We start from the raw sequence: 23289 nt of genomic DNA, 5'->3' as shown, positions 1-23289 counted from the left end.
AGGTTGGAGGGTATGACGCACGACCACCCCGACGCCGCGGCCCGAACGGCGTCCCGCCCCTTCGGCCGGGTGCTCACGGCCATGGTGAGCCCGTTCACCCCCGACGGCTCGCTCGACCTCGACGGCGCCGCCCGACTGGCGAGCCACCTGGTCGACGAGCAGGGCAACGACGCGCTGGTGGTCAACGGCACCACCGGTGAGTCGCCGACCACCACCGACGCGGAGAAGGAACGCCTGATCCGGGCCGTGGTGGAGGCCGTCGGTGACCGGGCCAGGGTCGTCGCCGGGGTGGGCACCAACGACACCCGGCACACCATCGAGCTGGCGGCGGCCGCCGAGAAGGCCGGCGCGCACGGCCTGCTCGTGGTCACCCCGTACTACAACAAGCCGCCGCAGAGCGGCCTGCTGCGGCACTTCACCGCCGTGGCCGACGCCAGCGGACTGCCGGTGATGCTGTACGACATCCCACACCGCTCCGGCGTGCCGATCGACACCGAGACACTGGTCCGGCTCGCCGACCACGCGCGGATCGTCGCGGTCAAGGACGCCAAGGGCGACCTGACCGCCACCAGCTGGGTGACCAGCCGGACCGGCCTCGCCTTCTACAGCGGCGAGGACGCGCTCACCCTGCCGGCGCTGGCCGTCGGTTGCGTGGGCGTGGTCGGCACCTCGACGCACTTCACCGGGGCGCTGACCGCAGAGATGATCGAGGCGTACGACGCGGGGGACATGCCGGCCGCGCTTGCCCTGCACCGGCGGCTGCTGCCGCTGTTCACCGGCATCTTCCGCACGCAGGGCACCATCCTGGTGAAGGCGGGCCTGGCGTCGCTGGGCCTGCCGGCCGGCCCGGTGCGACCCCCGCTCGTGGACGCCACCGACGACGAGATCGCCCAGCTGCGCGCGGACTTCGCGGCAGCGGGCCTGGAGCTGCCCGAATGATCGAACGACACGATGGGCGCCGAGTGACGGCGTCGCAGAATGAGGTGGACGCGTGACCGAGGCGCACATCGAGGCGGAACTGCCCCCGCCGCTGCCGGAAGGTGGCCTGCGGATCATCCCGCTCGGCGGGCTCGGCGCCATCGGTCGGAACATGACCGTCTTCGAGTACGACGGCAAACTGCTGATCGTCGACTGCGGGGTGCTCTTCCCCGACGTCGAGCAGCCGGGCGTGGACCTGATCCTGCCCGACTTCGGCCCGATCCTGGACCGGCTGGCCGACGTCCAGGCGATCGTGCTGACCCACGGCCACGAGGACCACATCGGCGCGGTGCCGTACCTGCTCGCCCACAAGCCCGACATCCCGCTGGTCGGCTCGCAGTTCACCCTCGCCCTGGTCGAGGCGAAGCTGGCCGAGCGGCGCATCCAGCCGTACACGCTGACCGTGCGCGAGGGCGGCCGGGAGCGGCTCGGCCCGTTCGAGTGCGAGTTCTTCGCGGTCAACCACTCCATCCCCGACGCGCTCGCCGTGGCCATCCGCACCCCGGCCGGCCTGGTGCTGCACACCGGCGACTTCAAGATGGACCAGCTCCCCCTGGACGGCCGGATCACCGACCTGGCCGGCTTCGCGCGGCTCGGCGCCGAGGGCGTCGACCTGCTGCTGTCCGACTCCACCAACGCGGAGATCCCCGGCTTCGTCACCCCGGAGCGGGAGATCGGACCGGTGCTCGACTCGATCTTCGCGAAGGCCAAGGGTCGGATCATCGTCGCCTCGTTCGCCTCGCACGTGCACCGGGTGCAGCAGGTCTTCGACTCCGCCGCCGAGCACGGCCGCAAGGTCGCGTTGATCGGCCGGTCCATGGTCCGCAACATGGGCATCGCCCGGGACCTCGGCCTGCTCAACATCCCGGCCGGCCTGGTCATCGGGATCGAGGAGGCGACCACGCTGCCTCCCGAGCAGATCGTGCTGATGTCCACCGGTTCGCAGGGTGAGCCGATGAGCGCGCTGGGCCGGATGGCCAGCGGCGACCACCGGCACATCACCATCGCCCCCGGCGACACGGTCGTGCTGGCGTCGTCGCTGGTGCCGGGCAACGAGACCTCGGTCTACCGGGTCATCAACCGGCTCGCCCGGGCCGGCGCGGTCGTCGTGCACAAGGACGTGGCGAAGGTGCACGTCTCCGGGCACGCCCCGGCCGGCGAACTGCTCTACCTGCTCAACGTGGTCCGTCCGAGCAACCTGATGCCGGTGCACGGCGAGTGGCGGCACCTGCGCGCCCACGCCCGGCTCGGCATCGAGTCCGGTGTCGCAGCCGACCGGGTGGTGATCTGCGAGGACGGCGACGTCGTCGACCTCGTCGAGGGCCGCGCCAGCCTGGTCGGGCACGTGAAGAGCCGGTACGTCTACGTCGACGGCCTCGCCGTCGGCGACGTCAGCGAGTCGCTGCTCACCGAACGGCGGATCCTCGGCGACGGTGGCTTCATCGCCACCACAGTGGTCGTCGACTCGGTCACCGGCAAGGTGGTCGCCGGCCCGACGCTGTCCGCGAAGGGCTTCTCCGAGGACCCGGAGGCGTTCAACCCGGTGGTCCCGCTGGTCACCGAGGCGCTCAACCGGGCCGCGGCGGACGGCATCACCGACCCGCACCAGCTCCAGCAGATCGTCCGGCGGACCGTGGGGCGGTGGGTCAACGACAAGTACCGTCGTCGCCCGATGATCGTGCCCACCGTCGTCGAGGTCTGACACGCGTGACCGGGCCGGTCGCCGACATCCCCCGTGGATGTCGGCGACCGGCCCGGATCGTGTCGCGGGCGCGCTCTGGCTCAGGCCCGCGACATCCGGCGGCGCAGCACCAGCAGCCCGGCGCCGAGGGCCAGCAGCGCCACGCCGATGAGGGCGTACGTGCTGCCGGACGACCCGGTGCGGGGCAGTTGCGCGGCGTCGGGGATGGACGTGCTCGGCGCGGACGGGGTCGCCGTGGCGGTCGGACCGGCCGGTGGCGGGGTCGTGGCGGTGCGTGGTCAGTGATGGCCGTACCACATCGACCCGGCGCCTCCGGTTGCGTGCTGTCGGATGTCGCGCAGTCGCGCCCCGCCCTGCAACCAACTGCCCTGTCCGCGGCATCAGGGGAGCGCGGCGACCGCCTCGGCGTAGGCGACTCCGGTGGCGATGGCGGCGTCCACCAGCACCGTGAGCTGCGCCGGGGCCACCCCGTGAGCCAGGTTCGTGGCCACGTCGCCGGCCAGCACCAGCTCCTCACCGAGGTCGTGCGCGTACGCCTTGGGCAGCAGCCGGTCGTGGTTCCAGGCGTTGCAGAAGGCGTACACCTCGGCGCGGCGGGTCGCGGGCAGCCGGCGGGCGGCCATGGCGCGGGCGTGCAGCACCTCGCCGCGCTCGCCGGCCCGACGGAACTGGATCATCACGGCGCCCCACGAGCCGACCACAGTGGCGCCCTCGTCAACGACGTACCGGTCCCCGCGTCGGTCCAACACCGCGGTGATCATGTCGATGGTCAGCGTCGCCAACTCGCGTTCGTCGTCGTCGGGCTCGATGTCGGGGTCGGGTCCGTCGCCGGGCTCGTCGTCGGGGGGCAGGGGCACCGCGGCCGCCACGGGACGCTCGGCCAGCCAGCCGGCCATCCGGCCGGAGTGGTGGCCGGTGCCGTTGCGGGCGTCGAAACTGCCCGCCAGCTCGTTGGCGACCGCGAGCAGCAGCGCGCCGAGGGTGGCGACGTCCAGGTCGGTGGCCGGCCGCCCCCCGTACGCCGGGCGGGGCACAGTGCGCACGCCGAGCCCGGCCTCGACGGCCAGGGCGCAGACGAGCGCGCCCGCGGCGGCGAACTCCATCGCCGCGAGGTCGTCGGTGGGCCGGTCCAACCGGGGTAGCTGTTCGGCCAGGATGGTCAGGCCGCGTTCCAGGTGCCCGCCCAGGGCACAGAACCGCAGGTGCGCGGCGAGGTACGGGAATGCGGCACGCTCGTGTCGGTGCCGCCGGTACGACCGCACGTGCGCCGCTGCGGCCCGTTCCGGCTCACCGGTGCGCAGCTCGGGCAGCAGCCTGGCCACCAGCGCCCGCTCGGGCTGGTCGGTGCAGTCCACCGCGTCGCCAGCCGGCTCCCGCAGCTCGGCCAGCGCGGCCCGCCACTCTCCCCAGCCGGCGAGCAGGTCCGCGCGGCGGGCCGGGGCGCAGCCGGGGCATCCACCGGACGGCCCGCTGGCCGTGCCCGCCCACCGCTGGTACCAGTGGCGGGCGGTGGGCTCGTCGCCGAGGTGGTCGGCGATCCGACAGCGCAGCTCCGCGACGGTCGGCGCGTCGGGTCCGTCCGTACCGACCCGGTGGGCCAGGTCGTCCAGGAGGGACCGGGTCTGGTCCAGTCCCACCCGGGGGGTGCCGAGCAGCGCCTCCACGGCGTACCGCTGCAGGCGCAGCAGCAGTCGGCCCTCATCGTCGGTGAGCAGCTCGGGCCGGTAGTCGGCGGCGGCCCGGCACCGGCGCACCGGCTCGACCAGCCGCCACCGTTCGCCGTGCAGCAGGTACGCCTCGATCAGCGCGAACCGGGCGTCCAGTGCGGACCGGAGGTCCCCGGCCGCGTCGGCCCGCTCGGCGAGCCGTTCGAGGGCGAGCAGCCGGTCCGGCCCGTCGGGGAGGTCCCGTGCGTCGGTGAGCGCGTTCACCAGCGCCGGATCGCGGTGTACGGTCACGCCGGCACCGCGCCGGGCAGCCGGCCGACGGCCACGGCGAGTTGGCAGCCGGCCGAGATGCCACAGTCGAGCAACTGGTCGAGCTGGTGCGGGGTGACCCCACGTTCCAGGTCGGTGATCACCTCACCGTAGATCCGCGCCCTGCCCCCGTCGTCGACGTGCACGAAGGCCTTCGGCCAGAGCCGGTCGTGGTTCCACGAGTTGCAGAAGATGTACAGGTCCGGGACCCGTTCGATGCCGAAGGCGGGCGTGACCATCGTGCGGACCTGGAGCAGCTCGCCGTCCCCGCCGAGACGCAGGAACCAGATCAGGTTGTCGTCGAAGCGACCCACGAGGTCACCGTTCACGGCGCGGCCGACCGACCGGCCACGCGCGGCGAGCACCGCGGCGAGCAGCTCGTCGGTCAACGGGCGCAACCTACCGGGGTGCCCGGCCAGCGGATCGTCCTCGAGTCCCGGCGACGCCATCGGGCATCCCTTCTGAGGCGGATATCACGACCGGCGGTGGGGTCCGTGCTGCGACGCGCGGACACGACCCGGAAAAGCGGCGATCTGCCCGGCCCCACCGTTACCGTGACTCTATGGCGGGCCGTACCTCTCAGGCGAGCCGGCGACGCGGCGCGTCGCCGCGCGGTGGCACCAACAGCCGTGCCCGTCAACCGGCGAAGAAGACCCGGGCACCGGTACGGCGACGCACCACACCCGCCCGTCCCGGCCCGGCGGTCTACGTTGGCCGCGCGATCGGTGCACTGTGGATGGGGCTGGCGCACGGAATGGGTTGGGCCGTGCGGGCCGCCGGCCGGCAGGCCGCCTCCGCCCGCGACCTCGACCCCGAGCACCGTCGCGACGGCGGCGGGCTGCTGCTGTTCGGGCTGGCCCTGCTCAGCGCCGTCGCGCTCTGGTTCTCCGGGGCGGGCCCGGTGGGCGCGCGGCTGGCCGACACGATCCGGCTGTTCCTGGGCGCGATCTCCGTGGTGGTGCCGGTGCTGCTGATGATCGGTGCGTGGCGGCTGATGCGCCAGCCCGCCGATCCGGAGCACCGGGGTCGCGGGTTGATCGGGTGGGGCTCGCTGCTGGTCTCGACCGCCGCGCTGCTCCAGATCGGTCAGGACCCGACGGACACCGTGCAGCGCGACTACGCCGGTGGCCTGGTCGGCGCCGGCGTGGGCGGGTTGCTGGAGCGGGCGGTCACCGCGTGGGTGGCCGTACCCTTGCTGGTCCTGCTGTTGCTCTTCGGCCTGCTCGTGGTCACCGCGACGCCGATCAACAAGATTCCCGAGCGGCTGGGCCTGCTCGCCGGAAGCCTGGTCGCGACAGCGGACCCCGACGTCGCCGAGGAGGTCGACGAGACGGTTCTCCGCCCGGCGCGCAAGCGACCGGCGAAGCGGATGCCCCCACCACTGGACCCGGACGACTTCGAGGACCTGGAGGGCGCCGACCTCCAGGAGACCATGGTCCTCCCGCGCAAGGCCCCGGCGAAGGTGCCGGCCAGCCGCAAGCCGGCTGAGCCGCCGGAGCACTCGCCCGCGCCCACCCGCGCCGAGCAGCTCGCGTTGACCGGCCTGGCCGGGGACTACACCCTGCCCCCGGCGAACATGCTCAGCGCCGGCGCCGCCGCGAAGACCCGCAGCAAGGCCAACGACGAGGTGATCGCCGCGCTCACCGGCGTCTTCGACCAGTTCGACGTGGACGCCGCGGTCACCGGGTTCACCCGAGGCCCGACCGTCACGCGCTACGAGGTGGAGCTGGGGCACGGCGTCAAGGTCGAGCGGATCACCCAGCTCTCCCGCAACATCGCGTACGCGGTGAAGTCGCCGGACGTACGGATCCTCAGCCCGATCCCGGGCAAGAGCGCGGTCGGCGTGGAGATCCCGAACACCGACCCGGAGAACGTGGCGCTCGGCGACGTGCTGCGCTCCCGGGCGGCGACAAGCGACCACCATCCGATGGTGGTGGCGCTCGGCAAGGACATCGAGGGCGGCTACGTGGTGGCCAACCTCGCCAAGATGCCGCACATCCTCATCGCCGGGGCCACCGGCGCGGGCAAGTCGAGCTGCCTCAACACGCTGCTGGTGTCCATCCTCACCCGGGCCACCCCGGACGAGGTGCGGCTGCTGCTGATCGACCCGAAGCGCGTCGAGATGACCGGCTACGAGGGCATCCCGCACCTGGTCACCCCGATCGTGACCAATGCCAAGAAGGCGGCCGACTCGCTGGACTGGGTGGTCCGCGAGATGGACATGCGCTACGACGACCTCGCGGCCAACGGGGTCCGGCACATCGACGACTTCAACCGCAAGGTCCGCAACGGCGAGATCAAGGCCCCGCCGGGCAGCGAACGCGAGATGCGTCCGTATCCGTATCTGTTGGTGATCGTGGACGAGCTGGCGGACCTGATGATGGTCGCGCCGCGCGACGTGGAGGACTCGGTCGTCCGGATCACCCAGTTGGCCCGGGCCGCCGGCATCCACCTGGTGCTGGCGACCCAGCGCCCCTCGGTCGACGTGGTGACCGGTCTGATCAAGGCGAACGTGCCGTCCCGGTTGGCGTTCGCCACGTCGTCCCTCGCGGACTCGCGGGTCATCCTGGACCAGCCCGGCGCGGAGAAGCTGCTCGGCCGCGGTGACGGTCTCTTCCTGCCGATGGGGGCCTCGAAGCCGGTCCGGATCCAGGGCGCCTGGGTCACCGAGCGCGAGATCGCCGACGTGGTGAAGTTCTGCAAGGACCAGCGCGAGCCGGAGTTCCGCCCGGACGTGCTGGCCCCGGCCAAGGACAGCCAGAAGAAGATCGACGAGGACATCGGCGACGACCTCGACCTGCTGGTGCAGGCGGTGGAGCTGGTGGTCACCTCGCAGTTCGGCTCCACCTCGATGCTCCAGCGCAAGCTGCGGGTCGGTTTCGCCAAGGCGGGCCGTCTCATGGACCTCATGGAGACCCGCGGGGTGGTCGGCCCGTCGGAGGGGTCGAAGGCCCGCGACGTGCTGGTCAAGCCGGACGAGCTGGAGGACGTCCTGGCCGGCCTGCGCGGGGACGTGGACTGACCCTCGGTCGATCCGGGATACGCGACGGGCCCGCCGGTAGCCGGCGGGCCCGTGTCGGAGTGCGGTCAGTTGTTGATCAGCGCGCCGATGATCACCAGGCTGATGATCGCGGCGACGACGCTGGCCACGGCGGCGTACCAGCCGAGCGGCTTGTCGCCGAGCACCGCGCCGACGACGCCGGCGATCACGCCGAGCACGCCGAAGATGATCGGGTTGAGCAACAGGGCGAGCACGGCGAAGACGAAGCCCACGATGGTGAGGATGCGGGCGGCGTTGTTACGCGGGCGGGCGGTGGTGGGGACGTCGGCCATGTCTTCCTCCGGTGTGAGAGCCTGTCGTGCCAGACCGATCAACTACCCACCGTGGACATTGGTCACGCGTACATCTTCAGTGGAAGATCTTCAGCCCGACCACGCCGGCGATCACCAGCAGCAGGCAGAGGATCCGGGGCAGGCTGGCCGACTCGCCGAGCGCCAGCATCCCGACCAGCGACGTCCCCACCGCGCCGATGCCGACCCAGACCGCGTAGCCGGTGCCGACCGGTATGTCGCGCAGCGCGTACGCGAGCCCGCCCATGCTCAGCACCAGGGCCAGTACGAACACCGCCGAAGGGAGCAGCCGGCTGAAGCCGGCGCTGCGGTCCAGGGCGATCGCCCAGACCGTCTCCAACAGTCCAGAGATCACCAACACCAGCCAGGCCATCGTCCACCTCACGAAGGAGCGCCCGGGCTGCCGCACCGGACGGGTCGGGTCGTCACGTGGGGCGTCTTGGCCTGACCGGGTACGCCCACCGCTCGTCCGGAGTGGTCACCGGCATCCGGGGCCACCGTGGCCGACGCTAGCACCGGCCCGACGGCCCCGGTGGTGACTCCCGCCACCACGCGTTGACCTCTACCTCACTTCAACTTGCAGTATGGCGAGATGGCCCTGCTCTATGCCGATCCCGAGATCGCCGCCGTCCTGGACGCCACCACCACCGTCGACGCCATGCGCGTCGCCCTGGTGGCCGCGTACGAGGGGCGGCTGGTCGCCCCGCCCCGGGCCGCCGCCCCGCTCGGCGGGGGACGGATGGTGCTCACCGCCGGGCACCTCGTCGGCGAGTGGTACGGCTACCGCTCGTACGACACGTTCGGCCACCCGCAGGGCGAGCAGCTGGTGGTGCTGCACGACGCCCGCACCGGAGCGGTGCGGGCGGTCGCCGTCGGCGAGGAGCTGGGCTCCCGGCGTACCGGTGGGCTGGGTGGCGCGGCGGTCGACGCGCTGGCCCGGCCGGACGCGGCGACCCTCGGCGTGATCGGCTCCGGGCGGCAGGCGTGGACCCAGGTGTGGGCCGCGGCCGCCGTCCGACCGTTGCGCGAGGTGGTGGTGCACAGCCGCTCGGCGGCGCGACGGGACGCCTTCGCCGCCCGGGTGCGCGCCGAGCTGGGCGTGCCGGCCCGCGCGGCCGCCGACCCGGGGGCGGCCGTCACCGGGCGGGACATCGTGGTGCTCGCCACCACCAGCCGCACCCCGGTGCTGCGGTCCGGCGATGTGAGCCCCGGCACGCACGTCAACGCGGTCGGTTTCAAGCAGCAGGACCGCAGCGAATTCGGCACCGACCTGCTGGACGTCGCCGACCTGCTGGTCACGGACTCGCCGGCCCAGGCGGCGGACTACCAGCCGCCGATGCTCGCGGCCCTGCCCCCGTACGCCGGACGGTTGCGTGACCTGGGCGGCGTCCTGGCCGGCGGGGTTCCCGGCCGCAGCACGGCGGACCAGATCTCCGTCTTCTGCTCCACCGGCCTGGCCGGCACGGAGGTCTTCCTGCTCGACGCGCTGACCCGCGTGGGCGCCGCGACCCGCTGACCGGTCGCCGCCCGGGGACGACGCGCGGGGTGTGTGCCGGCCGACCACCCCGGCCCGCGTGCGCGGGCTTGCGCGACCGGCCCGGTACCCTCGGATGGTGTCTGCCACCTCTCCTTCTCCTTCCGACAACGCCGAGGGCCGCCGCGTCGCCCTGCTCACCCTGGGCTGCGCCCGCAACGAGGTCGACTCGGAGGAGCTGGCCGCCCGGCTGCACGCCGACGGCTGGCAGGTGACCACCGACGGCGAGGGCGCCGACGTGGTGGTCGTCAACACCTGCGGCTTCGTGGAGAAGGCCAAGCAGGACTCCATCCAGACCCTGCTCGCCGCCGCCGGCACCGGCGCCAAGGTGGTGGCCGCCGGCTGCATGGCCGAGCGCTACGGCCGGGAGCTGGCCGACAGCCTGCCCGAGGCGCAGGCGGTGCTGAGCTTCGACGACTACCCGGACATCGCCGCCCGGCTGAACGCAGTCGTCGCCGGGGAGCAGATCACCGCGCACACTCCCCGGGACCGCCGCGAGCTGCTGCCGCTGACCCCGGTGCAGCGCCAGAGCGCCACCGTGTCCCTGCCCGGGCACGGCACCGTGGCCCGCGCCACCGTCGACACCGACGAGCACACCCCGGCGCACCTGCGCCAGGTGCTGCGCCGCCGACTGGACACCGGCCCGGTGGCCTCGCTGAAGCTCGCCAGCGGCTGCGACCGGCGCTGCGCGTTCTGCGCCATCCCCGCGTTCCGTGGGGCCTTCGTCTCGCGTACGCCGGACGAGCTGCTCGCCGAGGCGGAGTGGCTGGCCAAGACCGGCGTACGCGAGCTGGTGCTGGTCAGCGAGAACTCCACCTCGTACGGCAAGGACCTCGGTGACCCCCGCGCGCTGGAGAAGCTGCTGCCGCAGCTCGCCGCGGTGTCCGGCATCGTCCGGGTGCGGGTGAGCTACCTCCAGCCGGCCGAGACCCGGCCCGGTCTGGTCGAGGCGATCGCCGGCACTCCCGGGGTGGCCCCGTACTTCGACCTGTCGTTCCAGCACTCCAGCGAGCCGGTGCTGCGCCGGATGCGCCGTTTCGGCTCGACCGACCGTTTCCTGGAGCTGCTGGCCAGCGCCCGGGCGCTGGCACCGGAGGCGGGCGCGCGGAGCAACTTCATCGTGGGCTTCCCCGGCGAGACCCGCGCCGACATCGACGAGCTGACCCGGTTCCTGACCGAGGCCCGCCTCGACGCGATCGGCATGTTCGACTACAGCGACGAGGACGGCACCGAGGCGGCCGGCCTGCCCGGCAAGGTCTCCGCCGCGACCATCAAGCGGCGCTACGACCGGCTCAGCGCGCTCGCTGACGAGCTCTGCTCGCAGCGGGCCGAAGACCGGCTCGGCTCGACAGTCGAGGTGCTCGTCGACGCGATCGTCGACGGTGTGGTGGAGGGTCGGGCTGCGCACCAGGCGCCGGAGGTGGACGGTTCCACCACCCTTGTCGCACCGGCCGACGGCGGGGTCGACCTGGCCGCGTTGCGCCCGGGTGACCTGGTGCGGGCCACGGTGACCGGCACCGAAGGGGTGGATCTGCTCGCGGTGCCGGATGAGATGATCTCGGCGGCGCCCGGCGCGGCACGGTGACGGCGGGCCCGGACGGAGCGGGGGAGCCAGGTGGTGCGGTGCCGGAAACGCCATGGCGACCCGAGCGGAGCGAGACGGTGACCGGGGCGACGGAGTCGACGCCGGCCCGGGTGGTCGCGCGGGTGCCCGTGCTCAACGCGGCAAACGCCCTGACCGCGCTGCGGCTGGTGCTGGTGCCGGTCTTCGCCGCGTCCGTGATCGTGTCGGGGATGACCCACGCGGGTTGGCGGATGGCGGCCTGCCTGATCTTCGCGGTGGCCTCGGCGACCGACCTGGTGGACGGGTGGATCGCCCGCCGGTTCGGTCTGGTCACCTCGGTCGGCAAGGTGGCCGACCCGATCGCCGACAAGGCGCTCACCGGCGCGGCCCTGGTGCTGCTCTCCTGGTACGACAGGTTGCCCTGGTGGGTGACGGCGCTGATCCTCGTCCGCGAGCTGGGCATCACCGGCCTGCGGTTCTGGGTTATCCGGCACGGGGTGATCGCGGCCAGCCGCGGCGGCAAGATCAAGACTGCGCTCCAGATCCTGGCCATCGCCTGGTACCTCTGGCCGATGCCGGCCGCCCTCGTCGCCGTCGGCCCCTGGATCATGGGTGCCGCCGTCCTGGTCACGGTGGCGACGGGCTTCGACTACATCACCCAGGCCCTGCGCCTCCGCCGCCCCCACCAACCCTGACCCCCCACCCCGCCCGCGGTGATCATGAAGTTGTTGCCGTCGGGGCCGGCGTGGCGGGGCGATAACTTCATGATCGACGGGTGTGGCCCGGAGGGTTGGGGGTCGGCGGGTGGGGAAGGACGAGCTCATGCAGCGGGAAGAGCGGGAAGAGAACGCCACGGGTAGCGCGGCGGCGGGTGTCGTGCACAGTCTGTCGCAGCGCCACGAGACCCTGGCCACCGTCGAATCGCTCACCGGCGGGCTGCTGGCCGCGTCGATCGTGGAGATCGCCGGGGTCAGTGGGATCTACCGGGGCGGGTTGGTCGTCTACGCCACCGACCTGAAGTCCACCCTGGCCGGCGTACCGGCCGATCTGCTGGCCGAGCGCGGCCCGGTCGACCCGGACGTGGCGGCTGCGCTCGCCGAGGGCGGCCGGCGGCGCTGCGGCGCCGACTGGGGGCTCGCCACCACCGGGGTCGCCGGCCCGGAGCCGCAGGACGGCAAGCCCGTGGGCCTGGTCTACGTCGCGGTCGCCGGCCCGACCGGGGGAGAGGTCCGCCAGCTCGACCTGGACGGCGGGCGGGACCACGTACGCTCGGCCGCCGTGATCGAGGCGCTGCGGCTGCTCGCCGAACGGATCCACGCCGCCGACGAGGCCGCCCGCGACGGCGTGGCGACGGCCGAGGAGGCCGCCCGCGACGGTTCCGGGACGGCCGGCGTGGGGCGCCGATGAGCCGCCCCGGGCGAACCGACGGGCGGGGCGGGATGTCGCCGGGCCCCACAGCGGGTACGGTTGCGGGAAGGCTCCGACGCTCGGAGCCGGCGCGGTCCGCCGCGGCCGGCCGCCCGACGCCGGGCGAGAGGTATCCCTCAGGGGGAGGTGCGATGGTCCTGCTACGCCGGGTGATCGGTGACGCACTGCGGACGCGCCGGCAGGGACAGCAGCGCACACTGCGTGAGGTGTCCACCGCCGCCAACGTCAGCCTCGGCTACCTCTCGGAGATCGAGCGGGGGCACAAGGAGCCGTCCAGCGAGCTGCTCGCCGCGATCTGCGACGCCCTCGGTGCCCGCCTGTCCGAATTGTTGCGCGAGGTGAGCGACACCGTGGCCCTCGCCGAGCAGATGCCCGCCGGGGTGCTCGTCGGCATGCAGGACGAGCCGGCCGAGGCCGCGCCCGTCGGCGCGACGGCCGCCGTGCGCAAGGGCGCCAACCGGGGCGTCCGGCAGGTCACCTCCGACGGCAAGGTCGCCGTGTCGGTCCGGCAGGATTCGCCGCTTCGGGCCACCCTGCGCAGCACCCGGGTCCGCCCCACCGAGCGCGACCGGGACGTGGTCTGCGCCGCCTGAGCCCGTCGAACCGTTGACCATGGGCGACGTGGCCCCGGCCGCGTAGGGTTGCCCGCAGGAGCCGACGGTTCCCGTCGAGCACCCGGTACGGATGCCCCGCTGGCGTTCGGCTGGGACGATGGAGACCGGCCGGTCCGCGGTCGGTCGGCTGAACCCGGCCCGATCGCGGTGGAGCGACGCTACTGAGGGGATACCGCGGAGATGGCGAACCCGTTCGTCAAGGGCTGGAACTACCTGATGGCGCTCTTCGGTGCCAAGATCGACGAGCACGCCGATCCCAAGGTGCAGATCCAGCAGGCCATCGAGGATGCCCAGCGGCAGCACCAGGCGCTGGTCCAGCAGGCCGCGGCGGTCATCGGCAACCAGCGTCAGCTGGAGATGAAGCTGTCCCGGCAGATGTCCGAGGTCGAGCGGCTGCAGGGCAACGCCCGGCAGGCCCTGGTGCTCTCCGACCAGGCCCGCGCCAAGGGCGACGAGGCCGAGGCGGTGCGGTTCGAGCAGTCCGCCCAGGCCCTGGCCACCCAGCTGGTCTCGGCCGAGCAGGCCACGGAGGACCTGAAGACCCTGCACGACCAGGCGCTCGGCGCCGCCGCGCAGGCCCGCCGCGCCGTCGAGAACAACTCGATGATCCTCCAGCAGAAGCTCGCCGAGCGCACCAAGCTGCTCAGCCAGCTGGAGCAGGCCAAGATGCAGGAGACGGTGGCCCGCTCACTGGAGTCGATGTCGTCGATGACCGCCCCCGGCACCACCCCGTCGCTGGACGAGGTGCGTGACCGCATCGAGCGGCGGTACGCCAACGCGATGGGCCGCGCGGAGCTGGCCGGCAACTCCGTCGAGGGCCGGATGCTGGAGATCCAGAAGGCGACCATCGACTCGGCGGGCTCGGCCCGGCTGGAGCAGATCCGGTCCAGCATGGCGGGGGAGCAGCTCGGCGGCACGGCGCAGCGCCCGGCGGTGCCGCAGGGCGAGAAGGCCGGTCCGGGCAGCGACCCGACCGCCGCCGCCCGGCTGGACGAGCTGCGCGCCAGCATGGCCCGCGAACGGGGCACCGGCGACCCGACCGCCGCCGGCTGAACGGTCCGAGGAGGCTTCGGTGGCAGACGAGCGCACGCGGTACTTCCGTCAGCTGGGTCGGCTGCGCCGGTCCGCCCGGCGGTGGAGCGTGCTGGCCGGTGGGCTCGGCGGCGCCGCGGCGGTGCTGACTCCGTACGCCGGCCTCGGTCTGCCGGACGCGGCCTGGGCCGGCGCCGCGGGCAGCGCGGTGGCGTTGGCCGCCTGGCGCTGGATCGATCTGCGGGCGCTGGCCGCCCGCCCGGCGCCCCCGGCCCTGGATCCGGCCGAGGCCGCCGCCCGGTCCCGCGCCCGGCTGGTGGCCGCCGTCGAGCGCCTGCCGGTCGGCTCGGGCGTGCTCGCCGAGGTACGCCGCGTTCGCAGTCGGGTCGCGCTGCGCGGCACCACCGCCGGGCAGCAGTGGGCCCGACTGGACCGGGCGTCGCTCACCCTGGCCGGGATGGCGCCCCGGCTCACCGGGCTGGCCGAACCGGCCGTGCTGGAGGCGGCCGCCGCCGACCGGTCGTTGCGTGACCTCGCCACGCGGGTGGCCAGCGTGGAACGGGCCCTGCGGCTCGCGCCGACCGACGCCCGGGCGCCGCTGGCCGAGGCGCACCGCATGCTGACCGCCCAGCTGGAGAGCGGCGTGGCGGCCTACGAGCGGCTGGTGGTGGCCGCCGCCGGTTACCTGGCCGAGGACGCCCGACCGGAGCCCACCCACCCGGCCGCCGACCGGCTGACCGAGGCGACCGACCTGCTGCACGGGGTCGCCTCGGCCCTGGCCGAGCTGCGCGCCGGCAGCTCCGGGCTGCGGGCACCCACCAGCTGAGCCCTCCGCCCCGCCCGTCACGGTGGGGTAGTGACCGGGATCGGCCCGGTATACGGCGAACTGCCCACGACGTTGAACGACCGGATCCGGTAGTGGTAGGTCACGCCCCGGGCCAACCCGGTGTTGGTGAAGCCGCGACCGGTCACCGTGAAGGTCGCCACCTCCTGGCCGAACGCCGGGTCCAGCGCCCGCTGCACGATGAACCCGGACCCCGGACCGGCAGGCGTGTGCGCCGTCCACCCCAGCACCACAGTGGCGGTGTCCGGCCCCGGCGCGGTCGCGGCGGCGGTCACCCCGCTCGGGATGCCCGGCGCGGGCGGGGTGCTCGCCGCGGCCACCGTCGACCAGGCCGAGGCGGCGCCCAGGTACGTGGTGCGGACCCGGTAGTAGTACGTGGTGTCCGGGGCGGCAGTGGTGTCCAGGTGGTTGTCACCGACCCCGATGGCAGTGGTGCCCGGGCCGCTGGTGAAGGTCGGATTGGTGGCCCGCTGCACGTCGATGCCGGTGGCGAAGGAGCGGTTCGTCCAGCGCAGGGCCACCCGCAGCGGCGCGGCGGGCGGGATCGCCGCGATCAGCCCGCCCGGCGCGGCGAGATGCACCGAGGCGGGCACGCTGTTGGACCAGGACGAGTAGCTGACGTCGTTCTCGGCACGGATCCGGTAGTGGTAGGTCTGGCCGGGGGTGACCGTCGCGTCGGTGTAGCGGGTGGCGGCGGCCGCGACGGTGATCGTGGTGACGTCGCCGCCGAAGGTCGCGTCGGTGGCCCGTTGCAGCAGGTGGCTGGTCGCGGGCGGGCGTCCGCCGTTGCCGGTCCACGCCAGGGCGATCGCCGGCAACGCGGTGGCCGAGCCGGGCACCGGCGTGGCGGTCAGCCCGGTGGGCGCCCTCGGCGTCACCCGCAGCACCAGGGGACGACTCATGCCCAGGTCGCGGTGGCCGGCGAGCTGGCTGTGCCAGCGGTACTCCCATCCGAGGTTGACCATCTGGTTGACGACCACGGCGGCTCGCCCGTCGGTCGGGCTGATCGGCGTCGACCCGGCCCGCGCGCCGGGTGGACGCCCGGGGTCGAGCAACCGGACGCTGTCGCCCAACTTGAACGGCAGGGCCGGAGCGACGGGACGGAGCGCCACCACCACGTCCTCGCGCGGGTTGACCCGGACGATCTGCTTCCAGCCCAGCTCCGCCGGGTGCGGCTGGCGCTGCGTGCCGTCCCAGCCGACCCGGTTGACGACCTGCACGTCGCAGCCGCCGAAGTGCAGCGGCTCGGTCTGCCGGACGTTGCCGCTGATCCGCCACAGCTGGGTGCCGTCGGCCGGGGCGCCGACCGGGATGGCCGGGTCGGCGGCGTACAGCACCTCGGTGACCGGGTCCGTCGGGCCGAGCGGCAGGGTCGCCGGTGCGAGCGGCCCGGCGTGCGGGTGGGCGACGCCGAGTCGCCCGGCCAGCCGCCCGTGACCGGGTTCGAACACCTGCTGGGCGGCCTTGATCTCGATCGGCAGGGTCACCGGGCCGCCGCCGCCCAACGGCGTGAACGTCACCGTGTCGGCGTGCGCCGACACCGTCGTCTCGGCCGCCGTCCGGCTGCCGAAGGCCGGGTCGTACGCCGGCTGCGGCACGATCGGCGGGCGCTGGCTGGCCGCGTACGCCCCGGGCAGCCGCTCGCACAGCCGGGCCAGGTCGTACGCCGGTTCGGGCACGCCGCGCACCCGGAACTGGAGCAGGGTACGGGTGTTCGGCCCGTACCCGGGCTCGGTGGGCGGTGGGCCGCCCTCGGCCGTCCGGTCCGGTGCGTCGGTGTGCTGGTCGTTGCGCGGGTCGAAGCCGGGCAGCGGGGCCGGGGCGTCGTTGTAGAGGATCAGCGTGCTGCCCGGCGCCACCGTGGAGAAGTCGACGAGCACGTCGGCGCGCTCACCCGGGGCGAGCAGCAGCGTGTGCCCGTCCACGTTCAGCACCGTTGGGTCGAGCCGGTCGTAGCGGTAACCGATCGGCCGGTTCGGCAGCACCACCGGGGCGGGCAGCAGCCCGGCCTCGTTGCCGATCTGGACGAACTCCGGGCCGGCGGCCCGTGGGTCCGGCACACCGCCGTCCCGCCCGTCGCTCGGCCAGGCCGCCGGCCGGTCCGGTGCCCGTACGGCGGGCACCATCGGCACCTCGCCGGCGTCCGCGTCGGCCAGGACGCCGTCGTCGGTCCACATCGGCGCGTCCGAGCAGGCCCGGTAGAGCTGTAGGTGGAGGCTGCGGTCCAGGCAGGCGTTGAGGATGCGGAACCGGTACGCGCGGGGACGCACCTCCAGGTACGGGTAGGCGACGCCGTTGACCAGCGGGGTGTCGCCGTACGCCGCGGGCACCGCGGACGGGTGTGGCACCCCGGGGCGCAGCGGGGGCTCGGTGGGCGCCCCGACGGGGTCGTGGTGCGGGTTCGGCACAGGCCCCGGCCCGGTCGGTGGTGGCCCGCCGGTGATGCGTTCCGCCAGCGGCCAGCCGTCGACGGTGGGCTCGCCGTCGGCCCGGCTGCCGTCCGGGGCGGGACTGCGCGACCAGGGGCCGTAGTCCCACCGGCCGGTGGGGTTGCGCCCGCCCGACCGGTACGGGTTCTGCCGGGGCTGGTAGACGTGGGGGTGCCAGAGGCTGCCCCGGGCGCCCCACCGTTCCCGGTCCCAGGTCGGGTCCTCGGCGGCGAGTTGGGTGTCGTCCGGTACGAACGTCTTGTCCTCGATCACCAGGGGCAGCTGGTCGGCCGGCAGCACCCCGTCGGCGACGAGCTGGTCCTCGACCGGGTCGGTGAGCAGGTAGGGCGCGAGCTGCCCACCGTAGACGGTGAGCCGCGCCAGGCCGACTGTGTTGTCGTGGAACCAGAGCAGCCGGCCGCTCTGCTCGTTGGGGAAGTAGAGCGTGGTGGCCCCGACGCCGGGCGGTGGCATGTCCGGCACCGGCGTCAGGCCCGTCCCGGTCGGGTACGGGGTGATCTCACCGGCCGGGGTGATCCAGTGCCCGGGGTTGCCCGCGCTGGTCCAGCCGGTCTGCGCCCCGGCCAGGTGCAGGACCGCCCGGTTCTGCGGGTACGGCGCGGGGCCGTCCAGCGGGCCGATGCCGGCCCCCTCGACCGTCTCGTCGACAGGTAGGAACAGCTCGCCGGCCCGGCCGGTGGGGAGCTGGTTGATGAACTTCACCCGGACCGGCCGGCCCCGCCGGGCGTGGATCATCGGGCCGAGGTGCCAGGGTCGCTCCGGGGGCGCCACGGTGTTGTGGCCGGACGCGTCGGTGCCCAGGTTGAGCTGGCGGTAGCCGCGCAGCCGGGTGGCCGGCAGGTCCCGGTGCAGGCGCTGCGTGTACTCCTGGAGCCCGATCTCGTAGTAGTCGCAGCCCGGGTAGCTGATCGTGTCGGGCACCGCCACCGGCAACCGCCCGCCGAGGTCGGTGCCGCCCGCCCGGCCGGGGATCGGCAGCGCGTCGACGAACTTGCGCAGCCCGGTGCCCGGCGCCGGCCGGCCGTCGGGGCCGCGCGTCGGGCGGGGACTGTACGCGACGTTCGGCACCGGCCCGAAGCAGCGCGGCACGGCGGTCGGGTCCAGGCTCGCGGCGGGTGCGGCCTCCTCGGCGGTACGCGCGGCCGGCACGGACACCGTCCGGCCGAGGCTGTCGGGGGTGGGCCGGTAGAAGAAGGTGGAGCGGAGTCTGCGGAAGATCGCCATGACTCTCCCCGAGGTTGGGGCACGAGGATCGCCACCCCGGCGTGGCGGCCCTCGGCACTCTGCTGACGGGCGGTGAGCACTCAACCGCAGCATGCGACGTCGGAGGCCGGATAGGAATTACCCAATCGTCCGTATCTGGGCTGGCCCCGGCCGGCGAGGGCCAGTTCAGGTGTCCGACTGCTCCGGCTGGCACACCGGGCACCAGTAGGTGACCCGTTCGCCCAGCTCCTCCTTGCGGATGGCGGTGCCGCAGCGGCGGCACGGCTGGGCGCGGCGGCCGTACACGTAGCTGGTCTGCCCCCGGTGCAGCGAACCGGTGGTGCTCTGCGTCCAGCGGCCCCGGTTGGCGGCCAGCAGCCGCTGCGCGAGCGCCACAGTGGCGGGCAGGTCGGGCACCGCGCCGACGGGCGTCCACGGCGACACGCCCCGCAGGAACAGCACCTCGCACTTGTAGAGGTTGCCCACCCCGGCCAGGTTGCGCTGGTCGAGCAGGGCCTCGCCGATGGTCTGCTCCGGGTGCCCGGCGAGCCGCCGGACCGCCTCGGTCGGGTCCCAGTCCGGGCCGAGCAGATCCGGCCCGAGGTGACCCACCAGGCCGTCCTCCTTGCCGGTCGGCACCAGGGCCAGCTCGTGCAGGTGGTAGCCGACCGCCACCGCGCCGGGGGTGCGCAGCACCACCCGGATCAGGTGCGCGGGTCGGCCGCTCCACCGTTCCCCCGGCGCGTACGCCCGCCAGGCGCCGTCCATCCGCAGATGGGAGTGCAGCGTCCACCGCGCGTCGTCCGGGGCGGTGAGGCGGAGCAGCAGGTGCTTGCCCCGGCTGGCCGACTCGCGGACGGTCCACCCGGTGAGGTCGGTGGTGGCCAGCTGCGGCACCCGGAAGTCGGACCCGGTGAGCCGCGCGCCGGCCAGCGCGCGGTGCAGCACGCGGGCGGTGTTCCAGACGGTGTCACCTTCGGGCACCCTGCCATCCTCCCTCTTTCGAGCAAGATTCGCATGTGTCGCTATTTGTAGTCAGGTTCCTCATGATCTCCTGACATGCGAGGGTCAGGGAGTTCTGAGGAGAATGCCCATGACGCGACCTCATTGTCGTATCCGACCCGCCACCCTCACCGCCGCCCTCGCCCTCACGCTCACAGCCGCCGTAGCGCCCGCCACAGGCCTTTTCCCGACCACCGTCCCCGCAACCGGCACGTCGCTCACCCTGACCGCCGCCGCGCCCGGTGCGGAACGGTGGAGCGCCGACCTGTCCGTCGACCGGGACGACGTCAACGTCCGGCGTACCGCCGCCGGGCTGCGGCTGCGCGAGGCGCGCACGGCCGGACGCACCCCGCGCAGCCCGCACAGCGCGCTCGCCGAGGGCATGCTGCTGACCGCGCCACGCGCCCTCACCCGACCGGCCACCCGGGTCCGCGCCGCGATCAACGCCGACGTCCCCGCCGGCGCCAGCGTGGAGGCACAGGTCCGCGGATGGCGGGTCAATGGCTGGACCGAGTGGCGGGCCGCCACCGCCACCGCCGGCGCCGTCTTCGACCGGCCGGTCAGCCAGGTGCAGACCCGGGTGGTGCTGACCGCGCGGGCCGGCGGCGCCACCGCGACGGTACGCGGCGTCCAGCTCACCGCCGACGCGACAGCAGCCGTCTCCGCAGCCACGCCCGGCCTCACCTACCGGGTGTACGCCACCCGGATCGGGCTGGTCGGCGAACTGACCGCCAACGGCCGCACGATCCAGCCGCGCGACCACTTCGCGGCGCTACCGTCGCGCCGGGGCCTCTCCCCGCTCAACAGCGGCGACTACACCGTGCGGGTCTGCACCACCACTGGCGCCCGCTGCGAGTACGCCCCGGTCTGGGACGTCGGGCCCTGGAACACCCGCGACGACTACTGGAACCCGTCCGCGGTACGGGAGAACTGGAAGAACCTGCCGCAGGGCCGGCCCGAGGCGCAGGCCGCCTACCAGTCCGGCTACAACGGTGGGCGGGACCAGTTCGGGCGTACGGTGCTCAACCCGGCCGGCATCGACCTGGCCGACGGCACCTTCATCGACGGCCTCCAACTCACCACCAACGCCTGGGTGGACGTCGCCTACCTGTGGACCGGCGGCGGGCCGCGCGGCGTCGTCGGTGACGGGCCGCTCAACATCCGCAGCGGGCCCAGCACGTCGTACGCGGCCCGTGGCTTCGCCGCACGGTTCGCCAACGTGCCGATCCAGTGCTACGTCACCGGTCAGTCGGTCGCCGGCCCGTACCGCACCACCACCAGGTGGAACCGCCTGGCCACCGGGCAGTACGTCAGCCACGCGTACATCTCCGCCGTCTACGGCGGCACCGTTCCGGTCTGCTGAGTCGACCCCGCCTCGGCGGGCGTCCTCAGGGACGCTCGTCGGGGCGGGCGGGGCGCACCATGTCCTGGTAACGCGGGTGGCTCGCCCCGTACACGGCGTAGTTGAGCCGGGCGTGCGACAGGCTCAGGTCGCCGTTGGCGCCACCCCGCACGGCGTCGGCGTCGGCGTCACTCTGACCGTCGTCGGTCCAGAAGCAGACCGGGCAGGTCCCGCCGCCGGTCCGAGAGGCACAACAGGGACAGCCCACGGGAACTACGTGTTCACCCACCGGGGCAGCATTCCATAGTCGAATGTCACCCGGCCACCCGCAGGAGGTCACCCGGAGACACACCGAGGACGTCCACCGCCCGGCCGCCGTTGACCGCCACCGCCACCAGATCGGCCGAGTCGACGTACACCACCAGGCCGCCCTCCGGCGCGTCGCCGAAGGTCCGTCCGCGCACGGCCGCGCGGGCCGGTCCGGGCCCCGACGAGCCCACCCGGACGGCGGCCGGGAGTGGGCCGAGCACCTCGGCCGGTGCGGCTAGTTGAACGTTTCCGAAATGGTCGACGGTCAGCACCTCGGCGGTGAAGCCCTCGGCGTCGCGGGCCACGACCGGCGGCGGCAGCCGGACCAGCCCGCCCGGGTCGACCGCCGGACCGGCCCCGGCCAGCGGCGCACCGAGCGCCAACCGGGCCGCCACCGGGGCGAAGACGTCCCGGCCGTGGAACGTGCCGGAGACCTGGGCCGCCAGCCAGCGCGGCTCGGTGAGTTCCACCGCGGCGGTCACCCCGCCGAGCGCGGCGGCGGCGTCCGGCAGCAGCCCGTTGTCCGGCCCGACCAGCAACCCACCCGGCGTGGCCAGCGCGACACCCCGCCGGGCGGTGCCCACCCCCGGGTCGACCACCGCCACGTGCACGCCCACCGGCAGGTAGGGCACGGTCTGCGCCAGCACGGCGGCGCCGCGCCGGACGTCCGCCGGCGGCACCAGATGGGTCACGTCGATGACCCGGGCGGCCGGCGCGATCCGGGCGATCACCCCGTGGCAGGCGGCCACGAAACCGTCGGTGAGGCCGTAGTCGGTGGTCAACGAGATCCACGGTGTGCCGGACATGCCCGCAGGTTAGCCTCCCAGCGCGTCGTTCCCTGACGAGTCGTGCCATCGGGTTGGCGGATATGGGACAGCGCGCTGCCCGACCGGCCACTGCCGCCGTCGGGCGTGGGCCGGCAGACTGCCCTGGTGACACATCGGAGCCTGCCCGCCGTCGGGATCCTTCTGGTCGCCGTCGCTCTGACCGCTGGCTGCGGCAGTGACGACAACAGCTCTCGGGCGGCCTCGCCGGCCTCGCCCGTCGCGACCCCGGTGGCGAGCGACCTCGCGAGCGCGCCGACGCCGTCGACGGTCCCGTCCGGTTCGGCCGATGCCGCCGAGCCGTCGGGTCGCCCCGTCCAGCCGACCCCGCCGCCCGCCGTGCCGCCCGCGCCAGCGCAGGGGCCGGTCGAACGCCGGCCGGCCAGCCCGCCGCCGGTGGTGCTGCCCGCGCGCCCGGCCGGTGCGCCCGGCGCCCGACAGGTGGTCGACGCCTTCAAGGCCGCCGGTCTGCGAGTGACGCACCCGAAGGACCGCTCCGTGGACTGTGGACCGGACGGCCTCGGGCTGGGCTGTTCCGAGGTCGTCGCCACCGACGGCGTGACTGTCTACGTGTTCCCCGACGAGACCAGCGCGGGCGACATCGCCGAGACGTGGGGCGGCCAGTCGTACCGGCGTGGGGCCGTGGTGCTCAACTACCTCGAGGCGAAGACCCCGGCGGCCGACCGACTTCGCTACGAGAAGATCCTCAACGGCCTCCGCTGACACCGAGCGTCGGCCGCCAGCCTCGGCTGACACTGGCCACGCCGGCTGCGGCCGGCCGCCGGCCGCAGCCGGCGTGGCGTCGGTGGCCGGGGCATGTCTGTCTCGCGAGCGGTATACCTGTGAGTCATAAATATGACTCACAGGTATACCGCTCGACGGGAGATTGGCTGGGCCGGTGGGCCGGTGGGCCAAGTGGGCCGGGCGGGCCCCTGGCGTTCCCGGTGGCCGCGGTGGGCCAGGCGGCCCGGGGGGGTCGGGTGGGTCGGGCGGCGGAGTCGGCCGGGTGGACCCGGTGGGCCGGTTGGGCCGGTTGGACCGGGTGGGCCAGTGGACCGGGTGGACGCGTGGGTCGGTGGGCACGGCGGCCGGCGGGCCGGACGGTCGGTGGGCCAGGCGGCCAGGCGGCTGCCGCG

General features: G+C 74.0%; 22 protein-coding genes and 1 riboswitch. Of the genes, 13 read left to right on the top strand and 9 right to left on the bottom strand.

Annotated elements, in window-relative coordinates:
• Positions 1–12: 12 nt before the first annotated feature.
• Together dapA and AB0B97_RS28260 are read left to right on the top strand one after the other, a co-directional pair.
• Positions 13–939, top strand: a complete 927-nt coding sequence (gene dapA / locus AB0B97_RS28265; protein WP_357497912.1) for a 4-hydroxy-tetrahydrodipicolinate synthase — start codon at positions 13–15, stop codon at positions 937–939.
• Positions 940–991: 52 nt separating this feature from the next.
• Positions 992–2680 carry a ribonuclease J gene (locus tag AB0B97_RS28260; protein ID WP_124854118.1) on the top strand — a complete coding sequence of 563 codons (1689 nt, stop codon included), beginning with the start codon at positions 992–994 and terminating at the stop codon, positions 2678–2680.
• Between the two features lie 80 nt (positions 2681–2760).
• Here the strand turns inward: AB0B97_RS28260 and AB0B97_RS28255 are convergent, their stop codons facing one another.
• Positions 2761–2829, bottom strand: a complete 69-nt coding sequence (locus AB0B97_RS28255; RefSeq protein ID WP_357498082.1) for a hypothetical protein — start codon at positions 2827–2829, stop codon at positions 2761–2763.
• On the opposite strand from AB0B97_RS28255, the gene AB0B97_RS28250 reads away from it, so the two are divergent.
• On the top strand, positions 2828–2965 hold the full coding sequence (locus AB0B97_RS28250) for a hypothetical protein (protein ID WP_357497909.1): 138 nt from the start codon (positions 2828–2830) through the stop codon (positions 2963–2965). The genes AB0B97_RS28255 and AB0B97_RS28250 overlap by 2 nt on opposite strands.
• A 95-nt stretch (positions 2966–3060) precedes the next feature.
• On the opposite strand, the gene AB0B97_RS28245 is transcribed toward AB0B97_RS28250, so the two are convergent.
• Both AB0B97_RS28245 and AB0B97_RS28240 read right to left on the bottom strand, forming a co-directional pair.
• Positions 3061–4638: a YbjN domain-containing protein gene (locus AB0B97_RS28245; protein WP_357497907.1), complete on the bottom strand. Its 1578-nt coding sequence runs from the start codon at positions 4636–4638 to the stop codon at positions 3061–3063.
• Entirely contained in the window at positions 4635–5105 is a 471-nt protein-coding gene (locus AB0B97_RS28240; protein ID WP_357497905.1) for a YbjN domain-containing protein, read from the bottom strand. Before AB0B97_RS28240 ends, AB0B97_RS28245 begins: the two co-directional genes overlap by 4 nt.
• Before the next feature lie 113 nt (positions 5106–5218).
• On the opposite strand from AB0B97_RS28240, the gene AB0B97_RS28235 reads away from it, so the two are divergent.
• Positions 5219–7678: a DNA translocase FtsK gene (locus AB0B97_RS28235; protein WP_234588293.1), complete on the top strand. Its 2460-nt coding sequence runs from the start codon at positions 5219–5221 to the stop codon at positions 7676–7678.
• A gap of 65 nt (positions 7679–7743) precedes the next feature.
• Here AB0B97_RS28235 and AB0B97_RS28230 read toward each other — a convergent pair whose 3' ends face one another.
• Together AB0B97_RS28230 and AB0B97_RS28225 are read right to left on the bottom strand one after the other, a co-directional pair.
• The gene (locus tag AB0B97_RS28230; RefSeq protein WP_234588295.1) at positions 7744–7989 is read right to left on the bottom strand and encodes a hypothetical protein; all 246 of its coding nucleotides are present in this window, start codon (positions 7987–7989) and stop codon (positions 7744–7746) included.
• A gap of 76 nt (positions 7990–8065) precedes the next feature.
• Positions 8066–8380 (bottom strand): SMR family transporter, encoded by a 315-nt coding sequence (locus tag AB0B97_RS28225; RefSeq protein ID WP_357497902.1) that lies wholly within the window; start codon positions 8378–8380, stop codon positions 8066–8068.
• A 55-nt stretch (positions 8381–8435) separates the two neighbouring features.
• Positions 8436–8506: riboswitch (guanidine-III (ykkC-III) riboswitch) on the bottom strand.
• A 93-nt stretch (positions 8507–8599) separates the two neighbouring features.
• Between AB0B97_RS28225 and AB0B97_RS28220 the strand changes: the two genes are divergently transcribed.
• From AB0B97_RS28220 to AB0B97_RS28190, 7 genes are all read left to right on the top strand, one after another.
• Positions 8600–9523: an ornithine cyclodeaminase family protein gene (locus tag AB0B97_RS28220; protein WP_357497900.1), complete on the top strand. Its 924-nt coding sequence runs from the start codon at positions 8600–8602 to the stop codon at positions 9521–9523.
• 94 nt (positions 9524–9617) lie between these two features.
• Positions 9618–11126: a 30S ribosomal protein S12 methylthiotransferase RimO gene (gene rimO, locus AB0B97_RS28215; protein WP_234588298.1), complete on the top strand. Its 1509-nt coding sequence runs from the start codon at positions 9618–9620 to the stop codon at positions 11124–11126.
• A gap of 77 nt (positions 11127–11203) precedes the next feature.
• Positions 11204–11800 (top strand): CDP-diacylglycerol--glycerol-3-phosphate 3-phosphatidyltransferase, encoded by a 597-nt coding sequence (pgsA, locus tag AB0B97_RS28210; RefSeq protein ID WP_234588299.1) that lies wholly within the window; start codon positions 11204–11206, stop codon positions 11798–11800.
• A gap of 127 nt (positions 11801–11927) precedes the next feature.
• Positions 11928–12512, top strand: coding sequence for a CinA family protein (locus AB0B97_RS28205; protein WP_357497897.1), 585 nt, complete (start codon positions 11928–11930; stop codon positions 12510–12512).
• Positions 12513–12664: 152 nt separating this feature from the next.
• A complete protein-coding gene (locus AB0B97_RS28200; protein WP_234588300.1) occupies positions 12665–13126 on the top strand; it encodes a helix-turn-helix transcriptional regulator in 462 nt (153 codons plus the stop codon).
• Between the two features lie 201 nt (positions 13127–13327).
• Positions 13328–14200, top strand: a complete 873-nt coding sequence (locus AB0B97_RS28195) for a PspA/IM30 family protein (RefSeq protein WP_357497894.1) — start codon at positions 13328–13330, stop codon at positions 14198–14200.
• Between the two features lie 19 nt (positions 14201–14219).
• Positions 14220–15005 (top strand): hypothetical protein, encoded by a 786-nt coding sequence (locus AB0B97_RS28190; protein WP_357497892.1) that lies wholly within the window; start codon positions 14220–14222, stop codon positions 15003–15005.
• Between the two features lie 17 nt (positions 15006–15022).
• On the opposite strand, the gene AB0B97_RS28185 is transcribed toward AB0B97_RS28190, so the two are convergent.
• Entirely contained in the window at positions 15023–18697 is a 3675-nt protein-coding gene (locus AB0B97_RS28185) for a hypothetical protein (protein ID WP_357497890.1), read from the bottom strand.
• Between the two features lie 165 nt (positions 18698–18862).
• Positions 18863–19660: a DNA-formamidopyrimidine glycosylase family protein gene (locus AB0B97_RS28180; RefSeq protein WP_357497888.1), complete on the bottom strand. Its 798-nt coding sequence runs from the start codon at positions 19658–19660 to the stop codon at positions 18863–18865.
• A gap of 109 nt (positions 19661–19769) precedes the next feature.
• On the opposite strand from AB0B97_RS28180, the gene AB0B97_RS28175 reads away from it, so the two are divergent.
• On the top strand, positions 19770–21041 hold the full coding sequence (locus AB0B97_RS28175; RefSeq protein ID WP_357497886.1) for a hypothetical protein: 1272 nt from the start codon (positions 19770–19772) through the stop codon (positions 21039–21041).
• Positions 21042–21066: 25 nt separating this feature from the next.
• On the opposite strand, the gene AB0B97_RS28170 is transcribed toward AB0B97_RS28175, so the two are convergent.
• On the bottom strand, positions 21067–21288 hold the full coding sequence (locus AB0B97_RS28170; protein ID WP_007456763.1) for a CPCC family cysteine-rich protein: 222 nt from the start codon (positions 21286–21288) through the stop codon (positions 21067–21069).
• Between the two features lie 46 nt (positions 21289–21334).
• Positions 21335–22135 carry an SAM-dependent chlorinase/fluorinase gene (locus AB0B97_RS28165; protein WP_357497884.1) on the bottom strand — a complete coding sequence of 267 codons (801 nt, stop codon included), beginning with the start codon at positions 22133–22135 and terminating at the stop codon, positions 21335–21337.
• A 126-nt stretch (positions 22136–22261) separates the two neighbouring features.
• On the opposite strand from AB0B97_RS28165, the gene AB0B97_RS28160 reads away from it, so the two are divergent.
• Positions 22262–22876, top strand: coding sequence for a hypothetical protein (locus tag AB0B97_RS28160; RefSeq protein WP_357497882.1), 615 nt, complete (start codon positions 22262–22264; stop codon positions 22874–22876).
• The last annotated feature ends 413 nt before the right edge of the window (positions 22877–23289 follow it).

The organism is Micromonospora sp. NPDC049004 (genome assembly GCF_040649315.1).
GTDB lineage: Bacteria > Actinomycetota > Actinomycetes > Mycobacteriales > Micromonosporaceae > Micromonospora.
The sequence above is the reverse complement of the archived record's forward strand: the minus strand, read 5'-3'. Positions and strand labels throughout refer to the sequence as shown.

What these genes read in the sequence shown, in the direction of transcription:
- rimO (WP_234588298.1), top strand. Translation starts at nt 9,618, where the DNA reads ATGGTGTCTGCCACCTCTCCTTCTCCTTCCGACAACGCCGAGGGCCGC.
- AB0B97_RS28225 (WP_357497902.1), bottom strand. Translation starts at nt 8,380, where the DNA reads ATGGCCTGGCTGGTGTTGGTGATCTCTGGACTGTTGGAGACGGTCTGG.
- AB0B97_RS28230 (WP_234588295.1), bottom strand. Translation starts at nt 7,989, where the DNA reads ATGGCCGACGTCCCCACCACCGCCCGCCCGCGTAACAACGCCGCCCGC.
- dapA (WP_357497912.1), top strand. Translation starts at nt 13, where the DNA reads ATGACGCACGACCACCCCGACGCCGCGGCCCGAACGGCGTCCCGCCCC.
- AB0B97_RS28185 (WP_357497890.1), bottom strand. Translation starts at nt 18,697, where the DNA reads ATGGCGATCTTCCGCAGACTCCGCTCCACCTTCTTCTACCGGCCCACC.
- AB0B97_RS28200 (WP_234588300.1), top strand. Translation starts at nt 12,665, where the DNA reads ATGGTCCTGCTACGCCGGGTGATCGGTGACGCACTGCGGACGCGCCGG.
- AB0B97_RS28220 (WP_357497900.1), top strand. Translation starts at nt 8,600, where the DNA reads ATGGCCCTGCTCTATGCCGATCCCGAGATCGCCGCCGTCCTGGACGCC.
- AB0B97_RS28240 (WP_357497905.1), bottom strand. Translation starts at nt 5,105, where the DNA reads ATGGCGTCGCCGGGACTCGAGGACGATCCGCTGGCCGGGCACCCCGGT.
- AB0B97_RS28235 (WP_234588293.1), top strand. Translation starts at nt 5,219, where the DNA reads ATGGCGGGCCGTACCTCTCAGGCGAGCCGGCGACGCGGCGCGTCGCCG.
- AB0B97_RS28195 (WP_357497894.1), top strand. Translation starts at nt 13,328, where the DNA reads ATGGCGAACCCGTTCGTCAAGGGCTGGAACTACCTGATGGCGCTCTTC.
- AB0B97_RS28205 (WP_357497897.1), top strand. Translation starts at nt 11,928, where the DNA reads ATGCAGCGGGAAGAGCGGGAAGAGAACGCCACGGGTAGCGCGGCGGCG.
- AB0B97_RS28250 (WP_357497909.1), top strand. Translation starts at nt 2,828, where the DNA reads ATGAGGGCGTACGTGCTGCCGGACGACCCGGTGCGGGGCAGTTGCGCG.
- AB0B97_RS28175 (WP_357497886.1), top strand. Translation starts at nt 19,770, where the DNA reads ATGACGCGACCTCATTGTCGTATCCGACCCGCCACCCTCACCGCCGCC.
- AB0B97_RS28165 (WP_357497884.1), bottom strand. Translation starts at nt 22,135, where the DNA reads ATGTCCGGCACACCGTGGATCTCGTTGACCACCGACTACGGCCTCACC.